The sequence below is a fragment of the Microbacterium sp. 1S1 genome (assembly GCF_008271365.1).
Taxonomy (GTDB): domain Bacteria; phylum Actinomycetota; class Actinomycetes; order Actinomycetales; family Microbacteriaceae; genus Microbacterium.
This window is the reverse complement of the sequence record NZ_CP043430.1, coordinates 673,011-696,948: the sequence shown is the minus strand read 5'-3', so window position 1 is coordinate 696,948 and position 23,938 is coordinate 673,011. Positions and strand designations below refer to the sequence as shown.

Annotated in this window: 23 protein-coding genes; 15 read left to right on the top strand and 8 right to left on the bottom strand. The window is 70.2% G+C overall.

The window, feature by feature from the left end; genetic code table 11:
• Positions 1-2 precede the first annotated feature (2 nt).
• From FY549_RS03515 to FY549_RS03500, 4 genes are all read right to left on the bottom strand, one after another.
• The gene (locus tag FY549_RS03515; protein ID WP_149083859.1) at positions 3-920 is read right to left on the bottom strand and encodes a cation diffusion facilitator family transporter; all 918 of its coding nucleotides are present in this window, start codon (positions 918-920) and stop codon (positions 3-5) included.
• A gap of 45 nt (positions 921-965) precedes the next feature.
• Positions 966-2,372 (bottom strand): MFS transporter, encoded by a 1,407-nt coding sequence (locus FY549_RS03510; RefSeq protein ID WP_149083858.1) that lies wholly within the window; start codon positions 2,370-2,372, stop codon positions 966-968.
• Positions 2,373-2,442: 70 nt separating this feature from the next.
• Complete coding sequence (locus tag FY549_RS03505) at positions 2,443-2,958, bottom strand: DUF3253 domain-containing protein (RefSeq protein WP_149083857.1); 516 nt, start codon at positions 2,956-2,958, stop codon at positions 2,443-2,445.
• 398 nt (positions 2,959-3,356) lie between these two features.
• Entirely contained in the window at positions 3,357-4,253 is an 897-nt protein-coding gene (locus tag FY549_RS03500; RefSeq protein WP_149083856.1) for an Lrp/AsnC family transcriptional regulator, read from the bottom strand.
• 218 nt (positions 4,254-4,471) lie between these two features.
• Between FY549_RS03500 and FY549_RS03495 the strand changes: the two genes are divergently transcribed.
• Genes FY549_RS03495 through speB form a run of 4 tightly spaced genes read left to right on the top strand, consistent with a single transcriptional unit; the run spans position 4,472 to position 10,133 of the window.
• Positions 4,472-5,815, top strand: coding sequence for an MFS transporter (locus FY549_RS03495; RefSeq protein ID WP_149083855.1), 1,344 nt, complete (start codon positions 4,472-4,474; stop codon positions 5,813-5,815).
• 44 nt (positions 5,816-5,859) lie between these two features.
• Entirely contained in the window at positions 5,860-7,527 is a 1,668-nt protein-coding gene (locus tag FY549_RS03490; RefSeq protein WP_149083854.1) for an amidohydrolase, read from the top strand.
• Between the two features lie 10 nt (positions 7,528-7,537).
• A complete protein-coding gene (locus FY549_RS03485; RefSeq protein ID WP_149083853.1) occupies positions 7,538-9,154 on the top strand; it encodes a thiamine pyrophosphate-binding protein in 1,617 nt (538 codons plus the stop codon).
• A gap of 31 nt (positions 9,155-9,185) precedes the next feature.
• On the top strand, positions 9,186-10,133 hold the full coding sequence (speB, locus tag FY549_RS03480; protein WP_149083852.1) for an agmatinase: 948 nt from the start codon (positions 9,186-9,188) through the stop codon (positions 10,131-10,133).
• An 8-nt stretch (positions 10,134-10,141) separates the two neighbouring features.
• On the opposite strand, the gene FY549_RS03475 is transcribed toward speB, so the two are convergent.
• The gene (locus tag FY549_RS03475) at positions 10,142-11,014 is read right to left on the bottom strand and encodes a serine protein kinase RIO (RefSeq protein WP_149083851.1); all 873 of its coding nucleotides are present in this window, start codon (positions 11,012-11,014) and stop codon (positions 10,142-10,144) included.
• A gap of 249 nt (positions 11,015-11,263) precedes the next feature.
• Here FY549_RS03475 and FY549_RS03470 point away from each other — a divergent pair, with 249 nt between their 5' ends.
• The gene (locus FY549_RS03470; RefSeq protein ID WP_149083850.1) at positions 11,264-12,460 is read left to right on the top strand and encodes an MFS transporter; all 1,197 of its coding nucleotides are present in this window, start codon (positions 11,264-11,266) and stop codon (positions 12,458-12,460) included.
• 138 nt (positions 12,461-12,598) lie between these two features.
• Here the strand turns inward: FY549_RS03470 and FY549_RS03465 are convergent, their stop codons facing one another.
• Complete coding sequence (locus FY549_RS03465; RefSeq protein ID WP_200838827.1) at positions 12,599-13,534, bottom strand: helix-turn-helix transcriptional regulator; 936 nt, start codon at positions 13,532-13,534, stop codon at positions 12,599-12,601.
• A gap of 114 nt (positions 13,535-13,648) precedes the next feature.
• Between FY549_RS03465 and FY549_RS03460 the strand changes: the two genes are divergently transcribed.
• Entirely contained in the window at positions 13,649-14,110 is a 462-nt protein-coding gene (locus tag FY549_RS03460) for a DUF3817 domain-containing protein (RefSeq protein WP_149083849.1), read from the top strand.
• Between the two features lie 25 nt (positions 14,111-14,135).
• On the opposite strand, the gene FY549_RS03455 is transcribed toward FY549_RS03460, so the two are convergent.
• On the bottom strand, positions 14,136-14,744 hold the full coding sequence (locus FY549_RS03455) for an HAD family hydrolase (RefSeq protein ID WP_149083848.1): 609 nt from the start codon (positions 14,742-14,744) through the stop codon (positions 14,136-14,138).
• A 159-nt stretch (positions 14,745-14,903) separates the two neighbouring features.
• Here FY549_RS03455 and FY549_RS16680 point away from each other — a divergent pair, with 159 nt between their 5' ends.
• The 9 genes from FY549_RS16680 (at position 14,904) to FY549_RS03410 (ending at position 22,962) form a co-directional block, all read left to right on the top strand.
• Entirely contained in the window at positions 14,904-15,863 is a 960-nt protein-coding gene (locus tag FY549_RS16680) for a 13E12 repeat family protein (protein ID WP_262381108.1), read from the top strand.
• Positions 15,860-16,333, top strand: a complete 474-nt coding sequence (locus FY549_RS16675) for an HNH endonuclease signature motif containing protein (RefSeq protein WP_259614140.1) — start codon at positions 15,860-15,862, stop codon at positions 16,331-16,333. Before FY549_RS16680 ends, FY549_RS16675 begins: the two co-directional genes overlap by 4 nt.
• A 150-nt stretch (positions 16,334-16,483) precedes the next feature.
• A complete protein-coding gene (gene dnaK, locus FY549_RS03440) occupies positions 16,484-18,346 on the top strand; it encodes a molecular chaperone DnaK (protein WP_149083847.1) in 1,863 nt (620 codons plus the stop codon).
• A gap of 2 nt (positions 18,347-18,348) precedes the next feature.
• Positions 18,349-18,993 carry a nucleotide exchange factor GrpE gene (gene grpE / locus FY549_RS03435; protein WP_149083846.1) on the top strand — a complete coding sequence of 215 codons (645 nt, stop codon included), beginning with the start codon at positions 18,349-18,351 and terminating at the stop codon, positions 18,991-18,993.
• Positions 18,994-19,000: 7 nt separating this feature from the next.
• Positions 19,001-19,984, top strand: coding sequence for a DnaJ C-terminal domain-containing protein (locus FY549_RS03430; RefSeq protein ID WP_149083845.1), 984 nt, complete (start codon positions 19,001-19,003; stop codon positions 19,982-19,984).
• Positions 19,985-20,078: 94 nt separating this feature from the next.
• Positions 20,079-20,492, top strand: coding sequence for a heat shock protein transcriptional repressor HspR (locus FY549_RS03425; RefSeq protein WP_149083844.1), 414 nt, complete (start codon positions 20,079-20,081; stop codon positions 20,490-20,492).
• Between the two features lie 44 nt (positions 20,493-20,536).
• The gene (locus FY549_RS03420) at positions 20,537-21,196 is read left to right on the top strand and encodes a GntR family transcriptional regulator (RefSeq protein ID WP_149083843.1); all 660 of its coding nucleotides are present in this window, start codon (positions 20,537-20,539) and stop codon (positions 21,194-21,196) included.
• Between the two features lie 84 nt (positions 21,197-21,280).
• Positions 21,281-22,105: an SDR family NAD(P)-dependent oxidoreductase gene (locus FY549_RS03415; RefSeq protein ID WP_222930624.1), complete on the top strand. Its 825-nt coding sequence runs from the start codon at positions 21,281-21,283 to the stop codon at positions 22,103-22,105.
• A complete protein-coding gene (locus tag FY549_RS03410) occupies positions 22,102-22,962 on the top strand; it encodes an alpha/beta fold hydrolase (RefSeq protein ID WP_149083842.1) in 861 nt (286 codons plus the stop codon). Before FY549_RS03415 ends, FY549_RS03410 begins: the two co-directional genes overlap by 4 nt.
• Here FY549_RS03410 and FY549_RS03405 read toward each other — a convergent pair whose 3' ends face one another.
• Positions 22,963-23,805 (bottom strand): helix-turn-helix domain-containing protein, encoded by an 843-nt coding sequence (locus FY549_RS03405; protein WP_149083841.1) that lies wholly within the window; start codon positions 23,803-23,805, stop codon positions 22,963-22,965. It lies immediately after the preceding gene.
• Positions 23,806-23,938 lie beyond the last annotated feature (133 nt).

Sequence of the window (23,938 nt, the reverse complement as noted above, 5' to 3'; positions counted from 1 at the left end):
GGTCACACCCGGGAGAAGTCGAGCGAGGGCTCGTCGTCCACCGAGAGCGACAGCACGACCGTCTCCACCGCCTCGTGCGCCTCGATACGGCGTTCCACCTCGCGCAGCCGACGGGCGACGTCGTGCTCGCGCGCGTCGCCCGAGAGGTCCACCTCGGCGACGAGGAACAGCCGGTTCGGCCCGACGTACTCGATGTGCAGGGAGGTGACGCGCTCGATCTCTTCCATGCCGAGCAGGGCAGTCCCGACCCTCGACCGCAGCGCGGGCGAGACCGAGGTGCCCACGAGGAAGGCGATGTTCCGTCCGATGAGGATCACGGCGACCACACCCAGCAGGATCCCGACGAGGATCGACCCGACCGCGTCCCAGGCAGCGACGCCCGTGAGTTGATGCAGGAGGATCGACCCGCCGGCGAGCACGAGGCCGATCAGGGCGGCGGAGTCCTCGAAGAAGACGGCGCGCAGTGTGGTGTCGCTCGTCTCCAGCACGAAGTCCCAGGTGGAGGAGCCGCGTTCCCTGGCGAGGCGGCGGGAGCGGACCATCGCCTGTGTGAACGACGCCCCCTCCAGGACGAAGGCGATGCCGAGCACGGCGTAGGCGACGACCGGGCTCTCCACCGGACCGGTGTCGGACAGCTCCTGGATGCCGTGCATGATCGACACGATCGATCCGGCGGTGAAGATGCCGAACGCGGCGATGAGCGACCACACGAACGCGTTCCGCCCGTAGCCGAGCGGGTGCCGGGCGTCCTTGGTCTTGGCGCCCCGGCGGTCGGCGATGAGCAGGAAGACCTCGTTACCCGCGTCGGCCCACGAGTGGGCCGCCTCCGCGACCATCGACGCGGAGGACGTGATGACCGCGGCGACCGTCTTCGCGATCGCGACGAGGATGTTGGCGAGGAAGGCGAGGACGACGGTCACCGGGTCAGGCTACTCCCGCCTGCCGTCGCCGGCGCGGTCGGGCCGTCAGCGGGGCGCCTTCACGGGCAGCAGGAGGAGGAAGCCGATGATGAGGACGATGACGATGCCGAGGATCCCGAAGGCGGTCTGACTCGTCGCGACGATGAGCACCGTCCAGGCGGCCGACGCCATCCAGCTCGCCGCTCGGCCCGTCGTCGCGTAGAGGCCGAAGATCTCGCCCTCGCGGCCGGCCGGAGTGACGCGCGCGAGGAAGGACCGCGCCGCCGCCTGCGCCGGGCCGACGAACGCACAGAGGACGAGACCGCCGATCCAGAACACGAGCGCCCCGGCATCGCGCAGCAGGAAGACCGCGAGACCCGCCACCACCATGGAGCCGATCGAGCCGAGGATGATCCGCTTCGGGCCGACGCGGTCGTCGAGGCGTCCGGCGATGATGGTCGAGACGCCCGCGACGAGATTCGCGGCGATGCCGAACACGATGATGTCCTGCGTGCCGAACCGGAACACGGCCGTGCCGATGATGGCGCCGAACGCGAAGACCCCGCCGAGGCCGTCGCGGAACACGGCGCTGGCGAGCAGGTACCAGAACGTCGGTCGGGTCTGCGGGTCGTGATAGAGGCCGACGACGTCCTGGACCAGCAGGACGTACGACCGGAAGAAGCCGACCTTCCGCTCCGGTCGGCCGAGCGAGGGCTCCGGCACGTTGAGGAAGATCGGGATGCTGAACACGATCGCCCACACCGCGCAGCCGACCGCGATGAGCCGGTACGCGAGCCCGTTGTCGGTGGACATCCCGAACCAGTCGAACGTGTCGAGGAGGACGACGATGACGAGGGCGATGATGCCGCCGAGGTAGCCGAAACCCCAGCCGAGACCGGAGATGCGGCCGACGTTCTTCGGGTTCGCGATGCCGATGAGCATGGCGTTCGAGTTGACCGCGGCGATCTCGCCGAACACCGAGCCGGCGGAGATCAGGGTCACCCCGAGCCAGAACAGCGCCGGCTGCGGTTCGACGAACCACAGCCCGAACATGCAGAGGATGAGGGCGCCGGTGCCGATGCCCAGCCACAGCTTCTGGCGGCCCGCGGCATCGGCCCGCTGCCCCAGGACGGGCGCGAGCAGCAGGATACCGAAGGCCGCGATCGTCGATCCCAGGCCGAGGCCGGAAGCGAGGTCCGCCTCTGCGGCGACGCGGACCGGGTCGCTCGGATCGAGTGCGGCCACGTCGGGCGGGAGGAACGAGGCGCTGACCAGGTACAGGGCGGTGAAGACGAAGGTGAGGATGACGGTGTTGAAGGGCTGCGTCGCCCAATCCCACAGCGCCCACGAATACACCTGCTTCTTGGGGGCGGGCGTTTCTCCGCGCAGGTCGAGGCCGACGACGGCGACGGCGCCGCTGTTCGCTGTCGCCACGGGTTCGGGGACCCCCGCGGCGGATTCGGGTGAGGTCATGCTCGAAGTCTGGCCGTGGACGGTGAACGCCCGGTGACGGCGCGCCGTCGGCCAGGGCCGACCGGGGCGCTCAGAGTGCGGGGCCGCGGCGGATGCGGACCGGCCCCCGGGCATCGGCGATGCGGACGGGCTTGCCCTTCTGGGTGACGACGATGACGTCCTGGACCGCCAGCTCGGCGGCGACGCGTCGGACGTCGGGCATCCGATCGCGCCAGGCCTCGCCGCCGACCGCGCGGGCGACGTCGCTGGGGCAGATCGAGGATTCCGAGCGCTTCCGGGTCAGCGCCCGGATCGTCGCGGCGATGCGCTCCTCGGACTGCTCCGCGGACGGCGCCTCCCACCACGGCGCCCCGCGTTCCCCCAGAGCGGTCTTCGCGTCGTGCACACGGCGGCGGGCATCGGGATCTGCGGCTCTGACCGCGCGCCGCGCAGCCATCAGCTCGTCCACGAGCTCTTGCCGGAGGGTGTCCGGAATCGACGGATCGGTGGCTCGCCATCGTCGTCCGTTCACAACGATGTGGTGCCCATCGGGCGTGCGCTCCGGTCCCGCTTCGTCTGCGCTCTCGGCGTGCTGGTCTTCCGACATGCCTCTATCCTGTGCCGGGTCTTCCGACGTTCCACCCCCTTGACGCGCCCCTCCTCGCCCCCGTCCCCGCCGTCCCCGCTCCCTTCCGCCCCTGCTCCCTTCCGCCCCGTCCCCTTCCGCCCCGTCCCCGCGCGCTGGCTCGATAACGTTCTGCATCCTCGCCCCGGAGGTGTCATATCCGTCCCGTCCCGCGGACCTCTTCCGGTGAGAGGGCGAAAACGGGCGGGAGGTGCGGGAGTGCGGTGCGCTTCTGAACTCGCAAGGCGCGTGCGATAGCTTCCCGCGGTGGCGGACCCCTCCCGGTGAGAATGCGAAAACCGGCCGCAGGCGGGGAGGGAGGTGCGCGCTATTGATCCCGGGACGCGGGACGGGACTTGACGGGGACGGGGACGGGGGAGTCAGTCCGTGCGGAGGGGGCGGAGGGTGCGGGCGTAGTCCTCCTTGAGCACCGCGAGATGCAGCCACGCCTCGATCCGGGTCACGCCGGGGAGCGCGCGCAGCCGCTCGAGGCTCGCGTACAGGGCTCCGGCGGAGGGCTCGACGAGGGTCGCGACGGCGTCGAAGCGCCCGAGGGTGCGGGCGGCGAAGTCGACCCCTCGGCCCCGCCGCAGCTCGTCGATCACGGCCTCGTCGTCGTCACCGAGCGTCATGCCCACGCCCATCGAGAGCTGCCGGTGCGCCAGGCCCCTCGCCTCGACGGCGCTGATCTTGATGACCCCGGCGTCGATCAGCCGTTGCACCCGCGTGGCGACGGCACTGGGGGAGAGGCGCACCTCCTCACCGAGCGCGCGGAAGCTCATCCGCCCGTCCGACTGCAGGTGCTCGATGAGCGCCTCGTCGATCGCGTCCAGCGTCACGCCGCCGTGATACTCCGAGACGAAGAATCCCTTGATGACGGTCGAGTAGATGATCGTGTTGATGTCGAGCACCCCGGCGCTCCCGCGGATGCGTGCGAGAAGGTCGTGCAACTCCGACATCGACCCCACCCGCACCTCCGTCACGATGTCGTGGGCTCCGCCGACGGCCGACACCAGCACGGTCTCGGACATGTCGCGCAGGTGCTCGGCGACGACCTCGACGGCGCCGTCGGTCCGGATGGATACGTGCGCGAGGACGTGCTGACCGAGGAACACCGGGTCGACGGCCGCGACCACTCGCACGGTGCGGTCGCTGAGCAGGGTGCGAAGGCGAGCCGCGACGACGGCCCGGGACTGACCGACGCGCTCCGAAAGGGAGAGGATGCTGGCACGGCCGTCCTCCTGCAGCGCCCGGATGAGTTCCGCGTCGAAGTCCATGTCCCGTCCGATTCCGTCGATTTCCCCGCAGTGCACGCTCGTCCCCGCAGAAACTCAGCGTAGAGCCCCGTCCGGCCGAGCGGAAGGCCCGGAGTGCGCGGTCCGTCCGACATAAACCCAGTGAATGACGTGTATCGCTGGAGTTCTGCCCTTGCTCATGATGCTCCGCGTCCGTAGCATCCTTCGCTATCCGACACCATCCGCGAAGGAGCGGGTCCATGACCACTACCCCCACCCCCCGAAGCGGCGTCCACAGCCGCGCACGCCGCGCCGGCTTCGCCGCCTTCGTCGGCACCACCATCGAGTGGTACGACTTCTACGTCTACGCCACGGCCGCCGCGCTCGTCTTCGGTCCGCTGTTCTTCCCGAGCGACGATCCCCTGGCCGAGACCGCCGCGGCCTTCGCGACGTTCGCGGTCGCATTCCTCGTCCGCCCCCTCGGCGGCATCGTGTTCGGCCACATCGGCGACAAGCTCGGTCGTCGGGTCTCGCTCGTCATCACGCTGCTGCTGATGGGCGCCGCGACCGTCCTCGTCGGCTGCCTGCCCACGTACGACAACATCGGCATCCTCGCACCGATCCTCCTCATCCTGCTCCGTGCCGTCCAGGGCCTCGCGGTCGGCGGTGAGTGGGGCGGTGCGGTCCTGATGAGCGTCGAGCACGCCCCGGAGAAGTCGAAGACGTTCTACGGCGGATTCACCCAGCTCGGCAACCCGGCCGGCGCCCTCCTCGCCTCGGGCATCTTCGCGATCATGGCCCGCGGCGGTGACACGTTCATCATCGACGGCGGCTGGCGCATCCCGTTCCTGCTGTCGATCGTGCTGATCGGTGTCGGCCTCTGGGTCCGGTACCGCGTCGAGGAGTCGCCGGTCTTCGAGGAGAAGATCGAGGGCCGCAAGCAGTCCATGCCGCTGGCCTTCGCCCTCCGCGTCAACTGGAAGCCGATCCTCCTCGGCATCGGCATCCTGCCGATCTCGACCGGCGGCTACTACCTCGCCACCACCTTCGCCACGGCGTACGCGACGGGTGAGCCCATCGCGATCAGCGAGCAGGTCATCCTCGACGCGATGACGCTGGCCTCGTTCGTGGAGTTCGTCGTGACCCTGCCTGTCGCCTGGCTGGGCGACAAGTGGGGGCGGAAGAACGTGATGTACATCGGTCTCATCACCTCGGTGCTGACCTTCGCCCCCTTCCTGCTGCTGATGCCGGGCCGGGTCGAGCCGCTGATCTTCCTGTTCGCCTCGCTCGTGCGGATCGCGATGAGCGCGACCTATGCCCCGATCGCCGCGATCCTCGCGCAGATGTTCCGTCCGCAGGCGCGGTACACGTCGATCGCGCTGTCCTACGGCGTCGGCGCCGCCATCTGGGCCGGATTCTCGCCCTGGTTCGCGACGCAGCTCATCGCGTGGACCGGCAGCGTCTGGTCGGTCATCGCGATGTTCGTCGGCATGGCCGTCATCGCCGGGATCTGCACGCGTCTCGCGCCGCAGCATTCCGACGAGGCCCCGGTCACCGCGTCGTTCACCGCCCGGACCGACACCACGGCCAACCGCCTGCCCTGACCGGCGCCACCCTCACCCGCACGAAACCACCGCGAACAGGCACCATGAGAAAGCTCACCCCCTTCGACCGCTCCGCCCAGGCCGCTCCCGCCCTCATCACCGCGCGAGCGATCCACACGGCGGACCCCTCCGACACCACGGCGACCGCGATGCTGACCGACCGGGGGCGTATCGTCGCCCTCGGCACGGCGGCGGAGTGCGAGGACGTGGCGTCGCGGGCGGGACTCGCCCCGGAACGAGTCGACCTGGGTGAGGCGATCGTCGTCCCCGGATTCGTCGACGCACACGCGCATCCGCTGATGTTCGGGCAGATGATGACGTGGGTGGACTGCGGGCCGGAGAAGGCGGGGAGCATCCCGGAGATCGTGGCCCTGCTGAAGGCCGCGGCCGCTGAGCTCCCCGCCGGACGCCCGGTGCGCGGCTATGGCTATGAGCAGCGCAACCTCGCCGAGAAACGCCACCCCACCCGGTTCGAGCTCGACGAGGTGGCCGCCGACCGGGAGGTGTACCTCATGAACGCCTCCGGCCACGGCGGGGTGGTGAACTCGTACACGCTCGACCTGAACGGCGTCGACCGGGACACCCCGAACCCGGACGGCGGCGAGTTCTTCCGCGATGCCGACGGGGAGCTCACCGGGGAGCTTTCCGACGCGGCATGCAACATCCTCACCGGGGTACATGGGGTGAAGATCGGCCATCACGGTCCGAACTTCCACCTCGCGGACGAGCCGGAGGAGCACCTGCGCCAGCTCGACGCGGCGACGCAGCGGTTCCTCGCCGGCGGCGTCACCTCGATCGGCGACTGCCAGGTCACACGGCGCGAGTTCGACATGTACCTCCGGATGGCCGAGGCCGGCCGGCTCGAGCTGCGCGTCTCGATGTACCTGCTGTCGCACCTCCTCGACGAGGCGCTGGAGATGGGACTGGTCGGGCAGTTCGGCAACGCGCACCTCAGCTTCGCCGGCATCAAGTTCTACGCCGACGGCACCCTCGGCGGCTGGACCGCGTACTTCCCGGACGGCTACGTCGGCGACCCGTGCCGCACGGGCCAGCTGTACCACGAGCCCGCCGATTACGCCGAGCTCATCCGCAAGGCGCACGCCGCCGGACTCCAGACGGCGACGCATGCGCAGTCGCCCACCGCGATCGAGATGGTCGTGTCGGCGATCGAAGCTGCGCTCGCCGAGCGTCCGGACGCCGACGCGCGGCACCGCATCGAGCACTGCGGGCTGCCCACGCCCGGTCAGATTACCCGGATGGCGGCCGCAGGCATCCGCCCCGTCAACCAGACCCAGCACTACTTCAACTGGGGTGAGGGTGTGGAGGAGGCCATCGGGACCCCGGGCGAGCGTTTCAACCCCCTCGGCGAGTTCGAGCGCGCGGGCGTGCCGATGACGATCTCGTCGGATGCCCCCGTCGCCGAGCCCATCCCGTTGGAGGCGATCCAGACCGCCGTCACCCGCGTCACCCGTCGCGGACACAAGCTCGGACCGGACGACCTCCGCATCTCCGCCGTCGCGGCGCTCCGCGCCCACACCATCGAGGGCGCGGTCTCGATCGGCCGCGAAGACGACCTCGGCTCCCTCGAGCCGGGGAAGTACGCCGACTTCGCGGTGCTCTCGGACGACCCGCTGGCGGTGCCGGCCGAGGAGATCGCGGCGATCGAGGTGCGCGAGACCTGGGTCGACGGCGTCCGCCGGCACGCGATGTGAGGATGACACGATGAGCACCGACACCACCGGGGACGAACGGTACGCCGACACCGCGGGCCGCGCGGTCCTGGAGACCATCCGCGCCTACGGGGTGACCGCCGTCTTCGGGATCCCCGGCACGCACAACCTGGAGCTGTACCGTCCGCTGGCGGACCTCGGCATCCGCGCGGTGACGAACCGCCACGAGCAGGGATCGGGCTACGGCGCCGACGGCTGGGCGCAGCAGACCGGACTCCCCGGCGTGGTGATCACGACCTCCGGGCCCGGGCTGCAGAACGCGATGAGTGCCATCGGCACCGCGTTCTGCGAGTCACGGCCGCTGCTCGTGCTCTCGCCGGGCGTCCCCCTCGGGGCGGAGTTCGCCGACGTCGGCACGCTCCACGAGACCAAGGACGCGACGGCCATGGTGGGCGCGATCGCCGAGTGGTCGCGGCGGGTGACGACCGCAGCGGAGGCGGTGCAGGCCGTGCACGACGCCTTCCACCTCTTCCGCACGGGCCGTCCCCGTCCCGTGCACATCGAGATCCCGCTCGACGTGCTGGAGGCGCCAGCCGCCGTGCCCGCCGAGGACCGGAAGCCGCGCCCGATGCCCGACCGCGTCTCCGGAGATCCGATCGCGCTCGCCGAGGCCGCCCGGCTGCTGTCCGCCGCCCGCCGCCCGGTGATCGTGGCCGGCGGGGGTGCGGTGGACGCCGCGCACCAGCTCGCCGCGGTCGCCGAACGCCTCGGAGCACCCGTGCTCACGACTCTCAACGGCAAGGCGGTGCTCGACGACCGGCACCCGCTGTCGCTCGGCTCGAACCTGCGCCTCGCCGCCGCACGGGCCGTGGCCGAAGACGCCGACGTGCTGCTCGTGGTCGGCTCGAAGCTGGGCGAGGCGGAGCTCTGGGCCCCACGGCTCGAGGCACGCGGCGCCGTGATCCGCGTCGACATCTCTCCGGCGCAGCGGGACAAGAACCTCGCCGCAACCGTCGGTCTCACAGGCGATGCGGCCGCCGTGACCGACGCCCTGCTGCCGCTGCTTCCCGACGATCCGCGCCCGCCCCGCGACGTGACGGCCGAGCGGGCCGCGATCGAGGCCGAGTCCCGGGAGACGGCTCCGGACGTCGTCGCCCTCGCCGAGATCATCGCCGACGCCCTCCCCGGGGACGCGATCGTCGCCGGCGACTCCTCGCAGATCGTCTACATGGCGCTCGGCAGCGTGCTGCGTCAGGCGCGACCGCACTCCCTCCTCTACACGCCGACCTACGCCACGCTCGGCTATGGCCTCCCCGCCGCGATCGGTGCGGCCGTCGCGCAGACCGAGCGCCCGGTCGTCACCGTCATCGGCGACGGTGCCCTGATGTTCTGCGTGAACGAGCTCGTCACCGCGGTCGAGCAGCACCTCGACGTCACCGTGGTGTGCGTCGACAACGGCGGGTACGCAGAGATCCGCCAGAACGAACTCGACCGCGGGATGGCGCCGATCGGCGTCGACCTCGTACAACCGGACTGGGCCGCCCTCGCGACCGCGTTCGGGGCGACGGGGCGACGGGCGTCGTCGCGCGCCGACATCGCCCCGAGCATCCGTGCGGCCATCGCGGACGGGGGCGTGCAGCTCGTGCACATCCCGCAGCACGCCCTCTGAGACCTCACCTCCCGACGAACAGGAACGAGAAATGACCGACAACATCGGCCCCGTCGACGCCTCCGTGAACCCGCGGTACTCCGGCATCGCCACCTTCGCCCGCCTGCCCCGCATCGAAGACGTGCCGCGCGCCGACATCGCTGTGGTGGGCATCCCGTTCGACTCGGGTGTGAGCTACCGCCCCGGCACCCGTTTCGGTCCGTCGCACGTCCGGGAGTCCTCGCGTCTCCTGCGCCCCTACAACCCCGCGCAGGACGTGTCGCCGTTCCAGCTCGCCCAGGTGGTGGACGCCGGCGACATCCCCGTGAACCCGTTCGACCTCACCGAGGCCGTGACCGAGGTCGAGCGCGCGGCGCTCGCGCTCGGCGAGCGGGTGCAGCGCCTCGTCACGATCGGCGGCGACCACACCGTGGCCCTCCCTCTGCTGCGGGCCGTCGCCGCGAAGCACGGTCCCGTCGCCGTTCTCCATTTCGACGCCCACCTCGACACGTGGGACACCTACTTCGGGGCCCCGATCACGCACGGCACCCCCTTCCGGCGCGCGAGCGAGGAGGGGCTGATCGACCTCACGGCGAGCTGCCACGTCGGCACCCGTGGACCTCTGTACTCGAAGCAGGACCTCGAGGACGACGAGCGCCTCGGCTTCTCGATCGTCTCCAGCGAGTACATCGAGGAGCACGGGGTGGAGGCGGCGATCGACCGCATCCTCACCCGCATCGGCGACAAGCCGCTGTACGTGTCGATCGATATCGACGTGCTCGACCCCGCGCACGCGCCCGGGACGGGAACCCCCGAAGCGGGAGGACTCACGAGCCGTGAGCTGCTGCGCATCCTCCGCGCCCTGCGCGACCGGGACATCGTCGGAGCCGACGTCGTGGAGGTGTCGCCCGCGTACGACCACGCCCAGATGACCGGGATCGCCGCGAGCCATGTCGTGTACGAGCTCGTGACCCTCCTGGCCGCCCGGCTCGGGTCCTGACACCGGGATCAGAACAGGGTCCCGAGGAGGTCGGCGAACAGGGCCTCGGCGTCGCGCTCCACGCGCCGCCGCGCGAACCAGTCGCACACGTTGACGCAGTCGCGATGCAGGAGGTCGAGGCCCTGCGGGTTCGCGATCACGTCGACGATCTGTGGCAGGTCGATCACCCGCACCCGCCCCTCATGCACGAGGAGGTTGTAGGCGGAGAGGTCGCCGTGTGCGAAGCCGGCTGCGGCGAAGACCCGCATGAGCTCGACCACCTGCGCGAAGTACTCCTGCATCTCGACGCTCGACCCGCGCACCTGGGCGAGTCGGGGTGCCGCGATGCCCCGGTCGTCGCCGAGGAACTCCATGAGCACCTCGGTGCCGCTGACCTGTACGGGATACGGCACAGGTGCGCCGCGCTCCCACATCCGGCACAGGGCCTCGAACTCCGCGAGGGACCACTGCGCCGCGGCGACCTCCCGTCCGTGGGCGGTCTTCTTGGCGAGGGCGCGCGTGTCGCGGGTGTTCCGCGTGCTGCGCCCCTCGGTGTAGACGGCGGAGCGCTGGAAGCTCCGGTTCTCGACGCCGCGGTAGCGCTTGGCGGCGAGGAGGGTGCGTTGCGCGGGGTCATCGGGCACGGCGCGCTCCAGCAGGAACACGTCGGCTTCCTTGCCGGTCTTGAGGATGCCGAGCTCGGTGTCCAGGGCGCCGGCGGAGGTCACGACCCAGGCGGGGCGAGGTTCCGGCCCCCGCTCGGTGGGGGTGGACGACGGCCAGGTCGTCCAGCGCTGGTCGGCGCCGGGCTCGACGTCGGCGAAGGAGAGGGCGGTCTCGAGAGAATCGAAGGAGGTGGCGTCGACGGACGCGGCTTCCGGGGAAGCGGAGTGATCGGTCACGGTGTGGCTCCGGGAAGGGAGGCCACGCGGCGATCAGGAGCGGGTGGCCTCGAAGGGAAGGTGGTCGGCGAAGGGCTCGACGAGGACGGTGTTCATGTCATCGCCTCCTTCGCTCGGGCTTCCCGGGCGCATCCCGGTGCGTCGTCGAGCCTAGGGGGCTGAACGGAGGTTGTCCAGGGCCGGACGATCGGTCGGATGCCGCGGACGACCGGTCGGGCGCGGGCCCGCTCGCGTTGCGAGTCTGGAAGCATGACCACGACCGCCCCCGTCCCGACCCTGCCGGTCACGCGCATCGACCGCATCCGTTACGGCGGACTCATCGCCCTCATGGTGATGGGTTTCCTGCTGGTGACCGCCGAGTTCCTCCCGAACGGGGTGCTCACCGAGATGGCGGACGGGCTCGGCGTGACGCCCGGTCAAGCCGGGCAGACCGTGACCGTCACGGCTCTCGTCGGACTGTTCGTCGCCCCGACCGTGGGCCTCGTGTTCCCCCGCCTGGACCGCCGTTCCCTGCTGGTGTGGATGGCGCTCGCCGCGGCCGTGTCGAACCTCGTCGTCGCGATCGCCCCGAACCTCATCCTCGTGCTGCTGGCGCGGTTCCTGCTCGGAGCGGCGATCAGCGCCTACTGGACGATGTCGATCACGGTCGCCGCGCGGCTCGCGGGACCGGAGCACCTCGGTCGCGGGGTGATGTTCACCTCTGCCGGGGTTTCGCTCGCCACGGTCGCCGGCGTCCCGCTCGGGGTCATGCTGAGTGAGGTCGTCGACTGGCGCGCCGTGTTCGCGATCGCGGGAGTGCTCATGGTGGTCCTCGCGGTGGCCCTGCGCTGGGCGCTGCCGACCGTGCCGGCCGAGCGCGCGTCGAGTCTGCGCCTGCTCGTCGACACGGTGCGGCGTCCGGGCATCGGTCTCGGGATGGTCGGGCACGTTCTCGTCGTGCTCGGGCACTTCCTCGCCTACACCTACGTCCGCCTCGCGCTGGAGCGCATCCCGGACGTGGACGCCTCGACGATCGTCGTGCTGCTCGCGCTGTTCGGCGTCGGCGGCCTCCTCGGCAATCTCTCCATCGGCCTCGTGATCGACCGCTCCTTCGCCTTCTTCGCGGTGTTCGCGCCGCTGGTGATCGCGGCGGCGGTGGTGTCGATGGTGCTCTTCTCGGGATCGATCTTCGGGATCGGCGCCGTCGTACTCCTCTGGGGCTTCTTCTTCTCGTCGTGGCTGATCGTCGTGAACACGTGGGTGGGCCACCGCATGCCGGACCGACTGGAGGCCGGGGGGAGCCTGGTGGTCGTCGGGTTCCAGGGCGCGATCACGCTCGCGGCCGGCGTCGGCGGACTCCTCGTCGACACTCTGAGCGTCGAGCTCGTCTACGCGATCGGCGCGGTCTCGCTCCTCGCCGGTGCCGTCCTCTTCGGACTCTCGAACCGCCGCAGTTCGCGCCACTGACCCGCCCGCCTCGTCTCGGCTGCCGGTTCACAACTCAGGAGTTCTCCACTGACACGCGCGTTGGCGTCGCGGGAGAGCCGGATCCGCGGCAGAGCTCCTGAGTTGTGAACCGCCGAACGCGGGACCGAGGGCCGTGCGTCAGGCGGGGACGAGGGACCGGGTGGCGCGCCAGGAGGAGGGGGTCATGCCCGTACGGCGTCGGAACGCGCGGCTGAAGCCCTCGTCCGAGGCGTAGCCGAGCTCCCGCGAGACGCTCGACACCGACTGACCGGCCTGGAGCATCCGCTTCGCGGCGTCGATGCGCACCTCGGTGACGTAGTCCGCGGGGGAGCGCCCGACCGACCGGCGGAACCGCTCCGCGAAAGCCGAGCGCGACATGGCTCCGACGGCGGCCAGGCGCTCGACGGTCCAGTCTCGTCCGGGCTGCTCGTGGATGGCCTCGACCACGCGGTCCAGGAAGGGATCGTTCGACAGCGACGGCCATCCGGCGGGCGCACAGCCGTTGGCCGCCCAGGCGCGGATCACAGAGAGCAGCACGGTGGTCGCCATCATCCGGCAGATCAGGGGGTCGCCCTGGCGCACCGGGCAGGCGGCAGCGTCGACCACGCCCATGTTCTCGGCAAGGGCAGCGGCGGCCGGCTCCAGCGCGTCGAACCGGGTCACCGTGAGGAAGGGCGGCAGGAGCGCGGGGAGGGGAGACGCGGTGTCGGCGAGCTCGATATCGACGACGAGAAGGGCGGTGTCGGCGTCGGCCTCCAACGCGAAGGTGTCGCCGCGGAGCAGAAGGAAGGCATCGCCGGTGAGCAGGTGGTCGCGGCGTCCCGGTTCCTCGACCGTGAGCTGCTGCGACGCGCGGTCCACGTCGAGACGGCAGCCGGTCCCGAGTGGCGGATGGCCGTGAACAGCGCCGTCCGCGATGTAGACGAGAGTGATGCGGCCGGGAGTCAGCGGCAGCAGTCCTCCGCGGCCCAGCCGCACCCGGCGGGCGATCCCCACGCGCAGGTCCACCGTGCCGAGCACAGCGGACAGCGCGTCCACATCCACCGTCACCATGCCTTCGGCAACGCCGTCCACCGCGTCCCTATTCCCCTTCCCATCGCTCTCCGTGCGTCAGGCCCGCGGCGGAACGAGGCCAAGCGCGCGAGGCGAAGCGGGATACGCTGGAGGGGTACCCACCCGAGGAGTTCCGTGTTCCGTACCCCTGGCCGCCTGTACCGTGTCCTCGCGATCGCGGAGGCGATCACCTGGACCATCCTCATCGCCGCGATCATCGCCCGCGCCGTCGGAGCTCCGGGAATCGTGGTGACGGTCGGTGGCGGCATCCATGGGTTCGTGTTCCTCGCCTATGCGGCGACCGCGATCCTCGTCGCGCTGAATCAGCGGTGGCACCCGGGCGTCGGTGTGCTGGCGGTCCTCAGCGCCGTCGTGCCGTACGCCACCATCCCGATGGAGATCTGGCTGCACCGCACCGGTCGACTCCGGGGTGACTGGCGGCTCGACGCGACCGACGACCCGCGCGACCGTCGCTGGTACGACCGCCTGATGCGCTGGTTCCTCCGTCGCCCCTGGGTGCTCGCGGTGCTGCTGGTCGTGGGCATCGTCGCGCTGTACGTGATCCTGCTGCTGGTCGGCCCGCCCGGGGGCAAGTGACCCCGACCCCGAAGGGCATGATGCCCTAAGGGATCGGCGTCGGTGCCGTCGCGCCGGCGACGCCGGCGGCGTGGAGGGCAGTCCGCAGCGCGGAGACTCCGGTGAAGTGGTGCGTGGTCATGCCCAGCGCTCGTGCGCCGCTGAGCTTGCCCGGCGAATCGTCGAGGAAGAAGACCTCCTCCGGGGGGAGGTCGAGGGCCGCGACCACGTGGCGGAAAGCCCGGACGTCCGGCTTGGCGTGTCCGATGTCGGCGGAGTTGAACACCCGATCAAAGTGCGCGTCGATGCCGCTGTCGCGAAGCTCCCCGGCGATGGTGTCGGTGCCGTTCGTGAGGATGGCGCAGATGGTCCCGTGAGACCGCAGCGCGTCGACGAGCGCCAGCACGTCCCGGTCGGCGGCGAACGGCGTGCGCCCCCATTCCTGCGCCGCTGCGGCGGACCGCGCGGCCTCTCCGACGCGGATGATCCATTCCTCGCGACTGAGGAGCCCCGTGGTGACCTCGTCGATCAACGGGGAGGAGAAGGCGATGCGGGCGATCGCGCCGTCCGCGATCCCGTGCCGCGCCTCCAGGGTGGGGTCGTGGTCGAAGTGACGGATGACCCCGTCGAGGTCGAAGAGCACGGCGCGGATCATCCCCCCATCCTGCCTCCCGGGAGTGCGCCGCGTCAGCGCCGCGCGACGGGCTGCTGGAGTTCGGTGACCCAGTCCGACTGGTCATCCCCGACGGCGCGAACGTAGAGCTCCCGACAAGGCCCGGCGTGCACGAGGCCGCGCGCGACCACCTCGGTGTGGATGGCGTGCCAGCTCTCCGCGATCCGCTCCATCGAGCCGAGGCTCGCGATCATCGAGGCGGAGCGGGCTCGGCGTGACCTCCTTCACGCGCAGAGGATTCCGGAATATCGTTTACCGCTTCTGAACTGGGCTTTCAATGTCGGTGGCCCCTGCTTCACTCGGGGTATGACAGGACTGGCGGACGCGACGATCGAGCAGGTGGAGGCGCTCCGAGCGCTCACGGAGATGCTCGTCGGTGTCGAGCGGACGATCAGTGGTCTGCAGGCCGCGCGGGATGGGATCCTGGCTCTGGGATCGCGCCTCGCCGTCGAGGTCGCGGCGCAGGCCGCGCATCCGGACGGTGCGGATCTGAGCGTGCGCACGGTCGCGGCGGAGTTCGCTGCCGCGTTGCGGGCGAGCGACAGGACGGTGCAGCGGCGGATGGCCGATGCGGTCTGGATCGTCGAACGCTTTCCCCGGCTGTGGGGTGCATGGGGCGCGGGGCAGGTCACCGCCCGGCATGCCCGCGTCATCGCGGAGGCGGGGGAGCACCTCGAAGACGAGGCGGACCGCGACGCGTTCTCCGCGCGAATGATCGCCTTCGCCGAGGACGAGGCGCCGAATCGTGTTGCGCGAATGGCGCGCCGGGTTGCGGAGGAGTTTCAGCCGCGTCCCTTCGCGGACCGTCACGAGGTCGCCCGTGAGCGGCGGCGCGTGTGGGTGCGGGACGCCCCTGACGGGATGGCTGAGCTCGGACTCCTGGGGCCGGCGGCGCTGGTGCACGGCGTGTTCGATCGGCTGACCACCATGGCCAAGACCGCGCATGCCGGCGACGATCCGACGGACCTCCGCACCGTCGCGCAGTCTCGGGCCGACCTCCGCTCGACCTCCTCCTCACCGGTGCGCCGGCCGGCCATGATGATCGTGACGGCACCCTGGCCGCGATCGTCGCCACGATCGCCGTCACGGTGCCTGTCATGACCCTTCTCGGCCATGGCCGGGCGCCGGCGGAGATCGACGGGTGCACCCCGATCGACCGGACCACGGCGCGGAAGCTGGCGGGAGTTGCTTCCGGATGGGATCGCATCCTCACCCACCCCGTGACGGGCGCGGTCCTCGCAGTGGACCGGTATCGCCCGAACGCCGACCTGCGGCGACACCTGCGGGCCAGAGATCAGCGATGCCGCTTCCCCGGATGCGGCTATCCGCCCGCGGAATGCGACATCGACCACCACCGGGACGCCGCGCTCGGCGGGGAGACAACTGCCGAGAATCTCGGCCACCTGTGCCGTCGGCATCACGTCTTGAAACATCAGTCCGCCTGGCATGTCGAGGCACGTGGTGGCGGGCTCTACGCATGGACGAGCCCGGCGGGGAAGCTCTACATCGACCGCCCGCCGCCGTCGAACACCGTCACCTTCGCCGAAGAATCAACGGACGCACCGTTCTGACCGCCTGGCCGAAAAACTTGAGCCCGTTCATATCAAGTTCATTTGACACCCCTCGGGCCTCGGCGTACACTTGAGCCATCGCGACTCAGGTTTCCCTGATCGCCGCAGGTTTCCAGACCACTACAGACTTCCCAACAAAGGAGAGAACACATGGCACGTGCTGTCGGTATCGACCTCGGAACCACCAACTCCGTCGTCAGCGTCCTCGAGGGTGGCGAGCCCAAGGTCATCGCCAACGCCGAGGGCTTCCGCACGACCCCTTCGGTCGTCGCCTTCACCAAGGACGGGGAGGTGCTCGTCGGTGAGACCGCGAAGCGCCAGGCCGTCACCAATGTCGACCGGACCATCGCCTCGGTCAAGCGCCACATGGGCACCGACTGGAGCTTCGACGTCGACGGCAAGAAGTGGACGCCGCAGGAGATCTCCGCGCGCATCCTTCAGAAGCTCAAGCGCGACGCCGAGTCCTACCTGGGCGACACCGTGACCGACGCGGTCATCACCGTCCCCGCGTACTTCAACGACGCCGAGCGTCAGGCCACCAAGGAGGCCGGAGAGATCGCGGGTCTCAACGTGCTCCGCATCATCAACGAGCCGACCGCCGCGGCCCTCGCCTACGGCCTCGACAAGGGCAAGGAGGACGAGCTCATCCTCGTCTTCGACCTCGGTGGCGGAACCTTCGACGTCTCCCTCCTCGAGGTGGGCAAGGACGACGACTTCTCCACGATCCAGGTGCGCGCCACCGCCGGTGACAACCGCCTCGGTGGTGACGACTGGGACCAGCGCCTCGTCGACTACCTGATCAAGCAGTTCAAGGAGACCACGGGCGTCGACGTCTCGGGCGACAAGATCGCCCTGCAGCGCCTCAAGGAGGCCGCGGAGCAGGCGAAGAAGGAGCTCTCCAGCTCCACGTCCACGAGCATCAACCTGCCGTACCTGTCGCTGACCGACTCGGGCCCCGTCTCGCTCTCCGAGACCGTCACCCGTGCGAAGTTCGAGGACCTCACGAAGGACCTGCTCGACCGCACCAAGAAGCCGTTCGAGGATGTCATCCGCGAGGCCGGCATCAAGGTGTCCGACATCGACCACATCGTCCTCGTGGGTGGTTCGACCCGTATGCCCGCCGTCGCCGAGCTCGTCAAGCGCGAGACCGGCAAGGAAGCCAACAAGGGTGTGAACCCGGACGAGGTCGTCGCCGTCGGCGCCGCCCTGCAGGCCGGTGTGCTGAAGGGCGAGCGTAAGGACGTCCTCCTCATTGACGTCACCCCGCTCTCCCTCGGCATCGAGACCAAGGGTGGCATGATGACCAAGCTCATCGAGCGCAACACCGCCATCCCGACCAAGCGCAGCGAGACCTTCACCACGGCCGACGACAACCAGCCGTCCGTTGCGATCCAGGTCTTCCAGGGCGAGCGTGACTTCACGCGCGACAACAAGCCGCTCGGCACCTTCGAGCTGACCGGCATCGCCCCGGCTCCCCGTGGCATCCCGCAGATCGAGGTCACGTTCGACATCGACGCCAACGGCATCGTGCACGTGTCCGCGAAGGACAAGGGCACGGGCACCGAGAAGTCGATCGTCATCTCCGGCGGCTCGTCGCTGTCGAAGGAGGACATCGAGCGCATGGTGCGCGAGGCCGAGGAGCACGCCGCCGAGGACAAGGCGCGTCGTGAGGCCGCGGAGACCCGCAACCAGGCCGAGACCCTCGCCTACTCCATCGAGAAGCTCATCTCCGAGAACGAGGACAAGCTCCCCGCGGACGTGAAGACCGAGGTCAAGGCCGACGTCGACGCGCTCAAGACGGCTCTGGCCGGCGAGGACGACGAGGCCGTCAAGACCGCGTTCGAGAAGCTGAACCAGTCCCAGTCGAAGCTCGGCGAGGCGATCTACGCTTCCTCGCAGGCGGACGCCGCCGGCGCTTCGTCCGAGGGCGAGGCCCCGACCGGTGACGCCCCCTCCTCCGACGAGGACGTCATCGACGCCGAGGTCGTCGACGACGAGGACGAGAAGAAGTAATCATGACGGACAAGAACTTCGACGAGAACGAGGTTCCGGAGGGGTCGGATGCTCAGGCATCCGGCCCCGTGCCGCAGAACCAGGACTCCCGCGAGGCGAAGGCCGCGGAGGGCTCCGACGAGACTCCGGTCGACGGGGCTGCCGAGGCCGAGGAGGGGCTGACGGTCGAGGACATCCTCGGTGCCGCGCAGACGGCTGATGCCGCCGCCGGCGACGCCGCCATCGCCGACGCCGAGAACGCCCTGCTGACCGACCTCAAGCGCCTGCAGGCCGAGTACGCCAACTACCGCCGCCGTACCGAGGAGCAGCGTCAGGTCGAGATCGAGCGCGCGAAGGGGGAGGCCGCCAAGGGCCTCATCCCCGTGCTCGACGATCTGGCCCGCGCCGAGCAGCACGGTGATCTGGTGGAGGGCAGTCCCTTCGCCGTGATCGCCGAGAAGGTGCGGGTCGTCGTGGAGCGTCTCGGTGTGGTCGCCTACGGCGAGAAGGGCGAGGAGTTCGACCCCCAGCGTCACGAGGCGATCTTCCAGCAGCCGACTCCCGGCACCGAGAAGACCACGGTGCTCGAGGTCGTCGAGGTGGGCTACCGTCTCGGCGAGGTCGAGCTGCGTCCTGCGAAGGTCGTCGTCGCCGTCCCTGCGGAGTAGGTGATCGATGGCCAGCCAGGATTGGTTCGACAAGGACTTCTACAAGACCCTCGGGGTCTCGAAGGACGTCAGCGACGCTGACCTGAAGAAGACGTACCGCAAGCTCGCGCGCAAGTATCACCCGGACTCCAACCAGGGCGATGCGAAGGCCGAGGCCAAGTTCAAGGAGATCAGCGAGGCGTACTCGGTGCTCTCCGACGCCGAGCAGCGCAAGGAGTACGACGAGATCCGCGCCATGGGTTCGGGCGCTCGCTTCACGGCGAGCGGTTCGGGTGCCGGCGGGTTCGAAGACGTCTTCAGCCGGTTCGGACAGCAGGGGCGCGGCCAGACCGCCGACTTCGAGGACATCTTCGCGATGTTCAACCAGGGCCAGGGCAGCTCGTTCGGCGGTGGCCGTTTCGGGCAGCCGAGCGGCGGCTTCCGCGGCTTCGGGGGTCCGCAGCGCGGAGCCGACGTCACGGCTCGCACCACGCTGGACTTCATCACCGCCGTGCAGGGTGAGACCATCACCCTTCAGGGGGAGGACGGCAAGCCGTTCAAGGTGAAGATCCCCGCGGGGGTCGCCGATGGGCAGAAGATCCGGCTTCGCGGTCGGGGTCGTCCTTCGCCCGACGGCGGGGAGAGCGGAGACATCGTGGTACAGATCACGGTGCGCCCGCACCCGGTCTTCACGCGCGACGGTCTCAACCTCCGCGTCGTGGTCCCGGTGACCTTCACCGAGGCCACCCTGGGCGCGACCATCGAGGTCCCGGCGCTCGGTGGCGAGGTGGTGAAGCTCCGCGTGGCCCCGGGGACTCCTTCGGGCCGCGTGCTCCGCGTCAAGGGTCGCGGTGTCGCGACCGCGAAGGGGACCGGCGACCTGCTCGCCGAGCTCCAGGTCGCGGTGCCGACGCACCTCGACGACGCCGCGCGCGAGGCACTCGAGAGGTTCCAGGAGCTGGAGCCCCAGGAGAACCCGCGGGCCGAGCTCATGGCGAAAGCCCGCCGTTGACGAGCACAGGCTCTCTCGTCGGATCAGGCTGTTCCGGGAAGGAACTGTCTGATCCGGCGGGGATGCCTGTCGTGAAGGAAGGAAGGAAGGCGTGATGGACGCGGACACTCCGGTTTTCGCGATCGCTGCAGCTGCCAAGCTCTCCGGCCTGCATCCGCAGACCCTCCGTCAGTACGACCGCATCGGCCTCGTGGTGCCGGGGCGGACGCCCGGCGGATCCCGTCGATACTCGCACCGCAACATCGAGCAGCTGCGCGAGGTCGCCCAGCTCTCCTCTGAAGGCGTCAGCCTCCCGGCCATCGCCCGCCTCCTCGATCTCGAGGACGAGAACCGCATACTGCGGGAACGCGTCCTGACGCTCGAGAGCGCCCTGCGCGCGGAGCGGGAGAACCGCCCCGGTGTGCGGGTGTTCGCGGCCGGCTCCGCAGGCGTCGTGCCCATGCCGTCCGGCCGGCGCATCCGTCGTTCGACCGAGCTCGTCCTCTGGAGTCCGCGTTCCGGGACCTGATCGCTGGCGTATGTGTATCCTGTCAACTGTTAACAGGAGGTCACATGACGCAGACCGTCACGCGCGGGGAGTCGCTCGGAGCGCAGGTCGCGCGTGTGCTGCGACAGCGCATCGTCCGCGGGGAGCTCGCTCCGGGTGCTCGCCTCACCGAGGAAGCCCTCGCCGAGGAGTTCGCCGTCAGCCGTGGTCCGGTGCGCGACGCCCTGACCCAGCTCAGCTTCGAGAAGCTCGTCGAGGTGCAGCGCCCCAGAGGCGTCTACATCGTGGGCCTCACCAGCGACGACGTCGACCAGCTCTACAGCCTCCGCGGCGCGCTGGAGCAGCTCGCGCTGTCACGAGCCATGCGGGTCGACGACGAGGAACGCTGGCGGCCGATGGACGACGCCGTTCAGCGCATGGCCCAAGCCGCGGACGCGGCGGACCACGCCGCCTTCGTCACCGCCGACCTCGACTTCCACTCCCAGATCTACGCGCTCGCCGACCATCCACGACTCCAGGGCGCCTGGAACCAGTACCTGCCGACCTTCGCGGCGCTGCTCGAGGTCACGATCAACCACGATGAGGACCTCCACGAGTCCGCGGACGACCACGTGACGCTGCTGGATGTCATGCGCACGGGGTCTCCCGACGCGGCCGCCGCCGTCCTCTCGGCGCACCTCGACGGTGCCCGCGAGCGGATGCTCCACGAAGTCGGCTCGCGCTGAGGCACGGGACGCGAAGACGCGGGCACATGTTCCGTGTGCATGCGGACATGGGCCGCGCTCCCCGGCGGGGCGAGCATGGAGCACATGACGGGACAGGACAGGAAAGAGAATCCGATCGTCGTCCTCGGTGCCACCGGTACGACCGGTTCGCGCGTGGCGGCACTGCTCGAGGACGCCGGGCGCGCGGTGCGCCGGGCATCGCGACGCTCGGAATGGCGCTTCGACTGGGGTGACCCCGCAAGCTGGGGGCCGGTCGTCTCCGGCGCGGCGGGCGTGTACGTCGTCCTTCCCGAGGAGCCGATGGACCTCCCTCCGTTCATCGAGACTCTCGACCGTGCGGGTGTCTCGCAGGTCGTGGTCCTGACGGCGCGGAACCCCGAGGTGAGCGGGGACGGGATTGCCGCAGGCGCCGAACGGGCCTTCGCCGCGGCGGATGCCGCCTCCACGTTCCTCCGTCCCTCCTGGTTCTCGCAGGGTTTCATCGACGGTCTGTTCGCCGCCCAGCTCGACGCCACCGGAGAGCTGCGGCTTCCCACGGGCGACGGGGGCGAGCCGTTCATCGACGCGGCCGACATCGCCCGCGTGGCGGCGCGCCTGTTGCTCGACGGCACGGGCCCGACGCACGTCGAGCTCTCCGGCCCCGAGGTGCTCACGTTCGCGGAGGCGATCGAGATCGTCGCGCGGCGCACCGACCGGACCCTGCGATATGTCCACGTGGAGCCGGCGGAGTGGGCGGCGTCCGTGGCGGACTACCTGCCGCCGCGGATGGTCGAGGCGCTCGGGAACCTGTTCGCGGCCATCCGCGATGGCCGCGACGCCTATCTGTCTCCCGGGGTGTCGGAGGTGCTGGGGGTGCCGCCTCAGTCGCTCGGGGCGGTCGTCGACCGGTCTGCGGAGTTCCGGCGATGACTGTCGCTGAGGTCGGCGGTCCGGTGCCCCGCGGGGTCAGCCGACGGACGGTGCTCGGTGCCGCGCTCGGTGTCTCCGCTGCCGTCGCCGCTGCGAGCGTCGGACAGGTGCCCACCGCTTCGGCGGCCCGAGCCCGTACCGATCTCGTGTTCATCCACGGCGGGTCCCACGGCGGCTGGGCGTGGCGGCGTGTGGTGGAGCGTCTCGACGCCCGGCGTGGTCGCATCCTCACCCCCACCCTTCCCGGGGTCGGTGATCGCGCGCATCGCCTCGCGCGCGGCATCACGTTCCAGGACGGAGTCGACGACATCGTGGCGAGCATCGAGGCGGAGGAGCTCGAGAACGTCGTCCTCGTCGGCCACAGCATCGGCGGAGCGTATGCCTCGGCGGTCGCAGAGCGGATCGCCCGCCGCCTGCGCGGGGCCGTGTATCTGGACGCCGTCGTCGTCGACCCCGGGGAGCGGGTCCTCGACGTCCTCACCACGTCGAGTCGCGCCGCGCTGCCGACCGTGGTCGCTCAGGCCGGAGAGGGCTTCTTCGTCCCCAAACCGCGGGATCCCGAGATGTTCGGCGTCTTCCGTGAACCCGACGTCGCGTGGCTGCGGCGTCGCCTCACCGCGCACCCGTGGAGCAGTTGGGCGGACGTGGTGCCGCTCGAGGGCACGGGGCCTTCGGTCCCACGGCTCTACGTCGATTGCACGGAGCCGTCGTTCGCCGATGTCGCGCCATCGAAGGAGCGCGTACGCGCGCGGCCGGGAGAGTGGCAGGTGCAGCGGCTGACCGCGGGACATGACGCGCTCGTCACCGAACCGGCGGCCGTGGCCCGCCTCATCCGCGGTTTCTGCCGTGAGCTGTGATCACCCCGAGCGCGATCCGATCGACGCCGTTTCGTAGTGGCGCGGACTCACACCGAACCGCCGCTTGAACGCGGTGCTGAGGGCGAACTCGTCCGAGTAGCCGAGGCGCTCGGCGATCTCCTTGAGCGGAGTGTCGGGCGCTTCGTCGAGGATCTCCATCGCGTGCGCCATGCGCCAGCGTGCGAGGTGGGCGGAGGGAGTCGTACCGACCACGTCCCGGAAGGTCTTCGCGAAGGCGGATCGCGAGAGGTGAGCCAGGGCCGCCATTTCCGCGACGGTCCAGGACCGCGCGGGATCTCGGTGCAGGGCCGTGAGGACCGCTCCGATGCGTGGATGCGCGATCCCGCCGATCCACCCCGGCGGTGCAGGGGAGGCGGCTATCCACGCGAGGACGGCAGCGGTCGCCGCGACCTCCGTGAGTTTGGGGAAGAGCCCCGCACGGGACCCTTCGCTGCCGATCTGTTCCTTCAGGAGCCCGGTGACCGTGGACAACACCGGCGTCTCGTCCACGATGATGAGCCGCGGCAGCTCGCGTTCGAGGAGCGCATAGACGTGGCCGCGACTCTCGAAGGAGATGATCCCCGCGGCCTCCGCGTCGAGAAGCCCGATGCTCTCCTCGGCGGAGAGACAGACGACAGCGACCTGACGGGGCCTCACCGCGATCGCGCGACCGTCCCGGAGCAGGTGCAGCCCGGCGGCGCCGGCCATGACGAGCAGCTGCCGTCCAGCGGCGCCGGGGCCGCCGTCGCCCGTCAGAGTGGCTCCGATGCCGGGGAGCGTGAGGGGCTCTGCCGACACCACCCTCATGCTGGTGAGTGCCCGGTTCACCGAATCCAGCCCCATTCCTCCATTGTTCCGCGTCGCGCGGGACGGGGATCCGCATCGCCGAGGCGTTCAGCGGACGGAAAAGAGCGGTTCCTACCGTGGGAGCCAGGGCAAGAGCCCTGGTCCGCGCTCGCGCGGGTGTCCTGCCACG

Bases quoted from the DNA above. Each gene is read 5' to 3' on its own strand.
- FY549_RS03510 (WP_149083858.1), bottom strand. From the start codon at position 2,372: ATGACCTCACCCGAATCCGCCGCGGGGGTCCCCGAACCCGTGGCGACA.
- FY549_RS03505 (WP_149083857.1), bottom strand. From the start codon at position 2,958: ATGTCGGAAGACCAGCACGCCGAGAGCGCAGACGAAGCGGGACCGGAG.
- FY549_RS03500 (WP_149083856.1), bottom strand. From the start codon at position 4,253: ATGGACTTCGACGCGGAACTCATCCGGGCGCTGCAGGAGGACGGCCGT.
- FY549_RS03495 (WP_149083855.1), top strand. From the start codon at position 4,472: ATGACCACTACCCCCACCCCCCGAAGCGGCGTCCACAGCCGCGCACGC.
- FY549_RS03490 (WP_149083854.1), top strand. From the start codon at position 5,860: ATGAGAAAGCTCACCCCCTTCGACCGCTCCGCCCAGGCCGCTCCCGCC.
- FY549_RS03485 (WP_149083853.1), top strand. From the start codon at position 7,538: ATGAGCACCGACACCACCGGGGACGAACGGTACGCCGACACCGCGGGC.
- speB (WP_149083852.1), top strand. From the start codon at position 9,186: ATGACCGACAACATCGGCCCCGTCGACGCCTCCGTGAACCCGCGGTAC.
- FY549_RS03470 (WP_149083850.1), top strand. From the start codon at position 11,264: ATGACCACGACCGCCCCCGTCCCGACCCTGCCGGTCACGCGCATCGAC.
- FY549_RS03455 (WP_149083848.1), bottom strand. From the start codon at position 14,744: ATGATCCGCGCCGTGCTCTTCGACCTCGACGGGGTCATCCGTCACTTC.
- FY549_RS16680 (WP_262381108.1), top strand. From the start codon at position 14,904: ATGGCGTGCCAGCTCTCCGCGATCCGCTCCATCGAGCCGAGGCTCGCG.
- FY549_RS16675 (WP_259614140.1), top strand. From the start codon at position 15,860: ATGACCCTTCTCGGCCATGGCCGGGCGCCGGCGGAGATCGACGGGTGC.
- dnaK (WP_149083847.1), top strand. From the start codon at position 16,484: ATGGCACGTGCTGTCGGTATCGACCTCGGAACCACCAACTCCGTCGTC.
- grpE (WP_149083846.1), top strand. From the start codon at position 18,349: ATGACGGACAAGAACTTCGACGAGAACGAGGTTCCGGAGGGGTCGGAT.
- FY549_RS03430 (WP_149083845.1), top strand. From the start codon at position 19,001: ATGGCCAGCCAGGATTGGTTCGACAAGGACTTCTACAAGACCCTCGGG.
- FY549_RS03425 (WP_149083844.1), top strand. From the start codon at position 20,079: ATGGACGCGGACACTCCGGTTTTCGCGATCGCTGCAGCTGCCAAGCTC.
- FY549_RS03420 (WP_149083843.1), top strand. From the start codon at position 20,537: ATGACGCAGACCGTCACGCGCGGGGAGTCGCTCGGAGCGCAGGTCGCG.
- FY549_RS03415 (WP_222930624.1), top strand. From the start codon at position 21,281: ATGACGGGACAGGACAGGAAAGAGAATCCGATCGTCGTCCTCGGTGCC.
- FY549_RS03410 (WP_149083842.1), top strand. From the start codon at position 22,102: ATGACTGTCGCTGAGGTCGGCGGTCCGGTGCCCCGCGGGGTCAGCCGA.
- FY549_RS03405 (WP_149083841.1), bottom strand. From the start codon at position 23,805: ATGGGGCTGGATTCGGTGAACCGGGCACTCACCAGCATGAGGGTGGTG.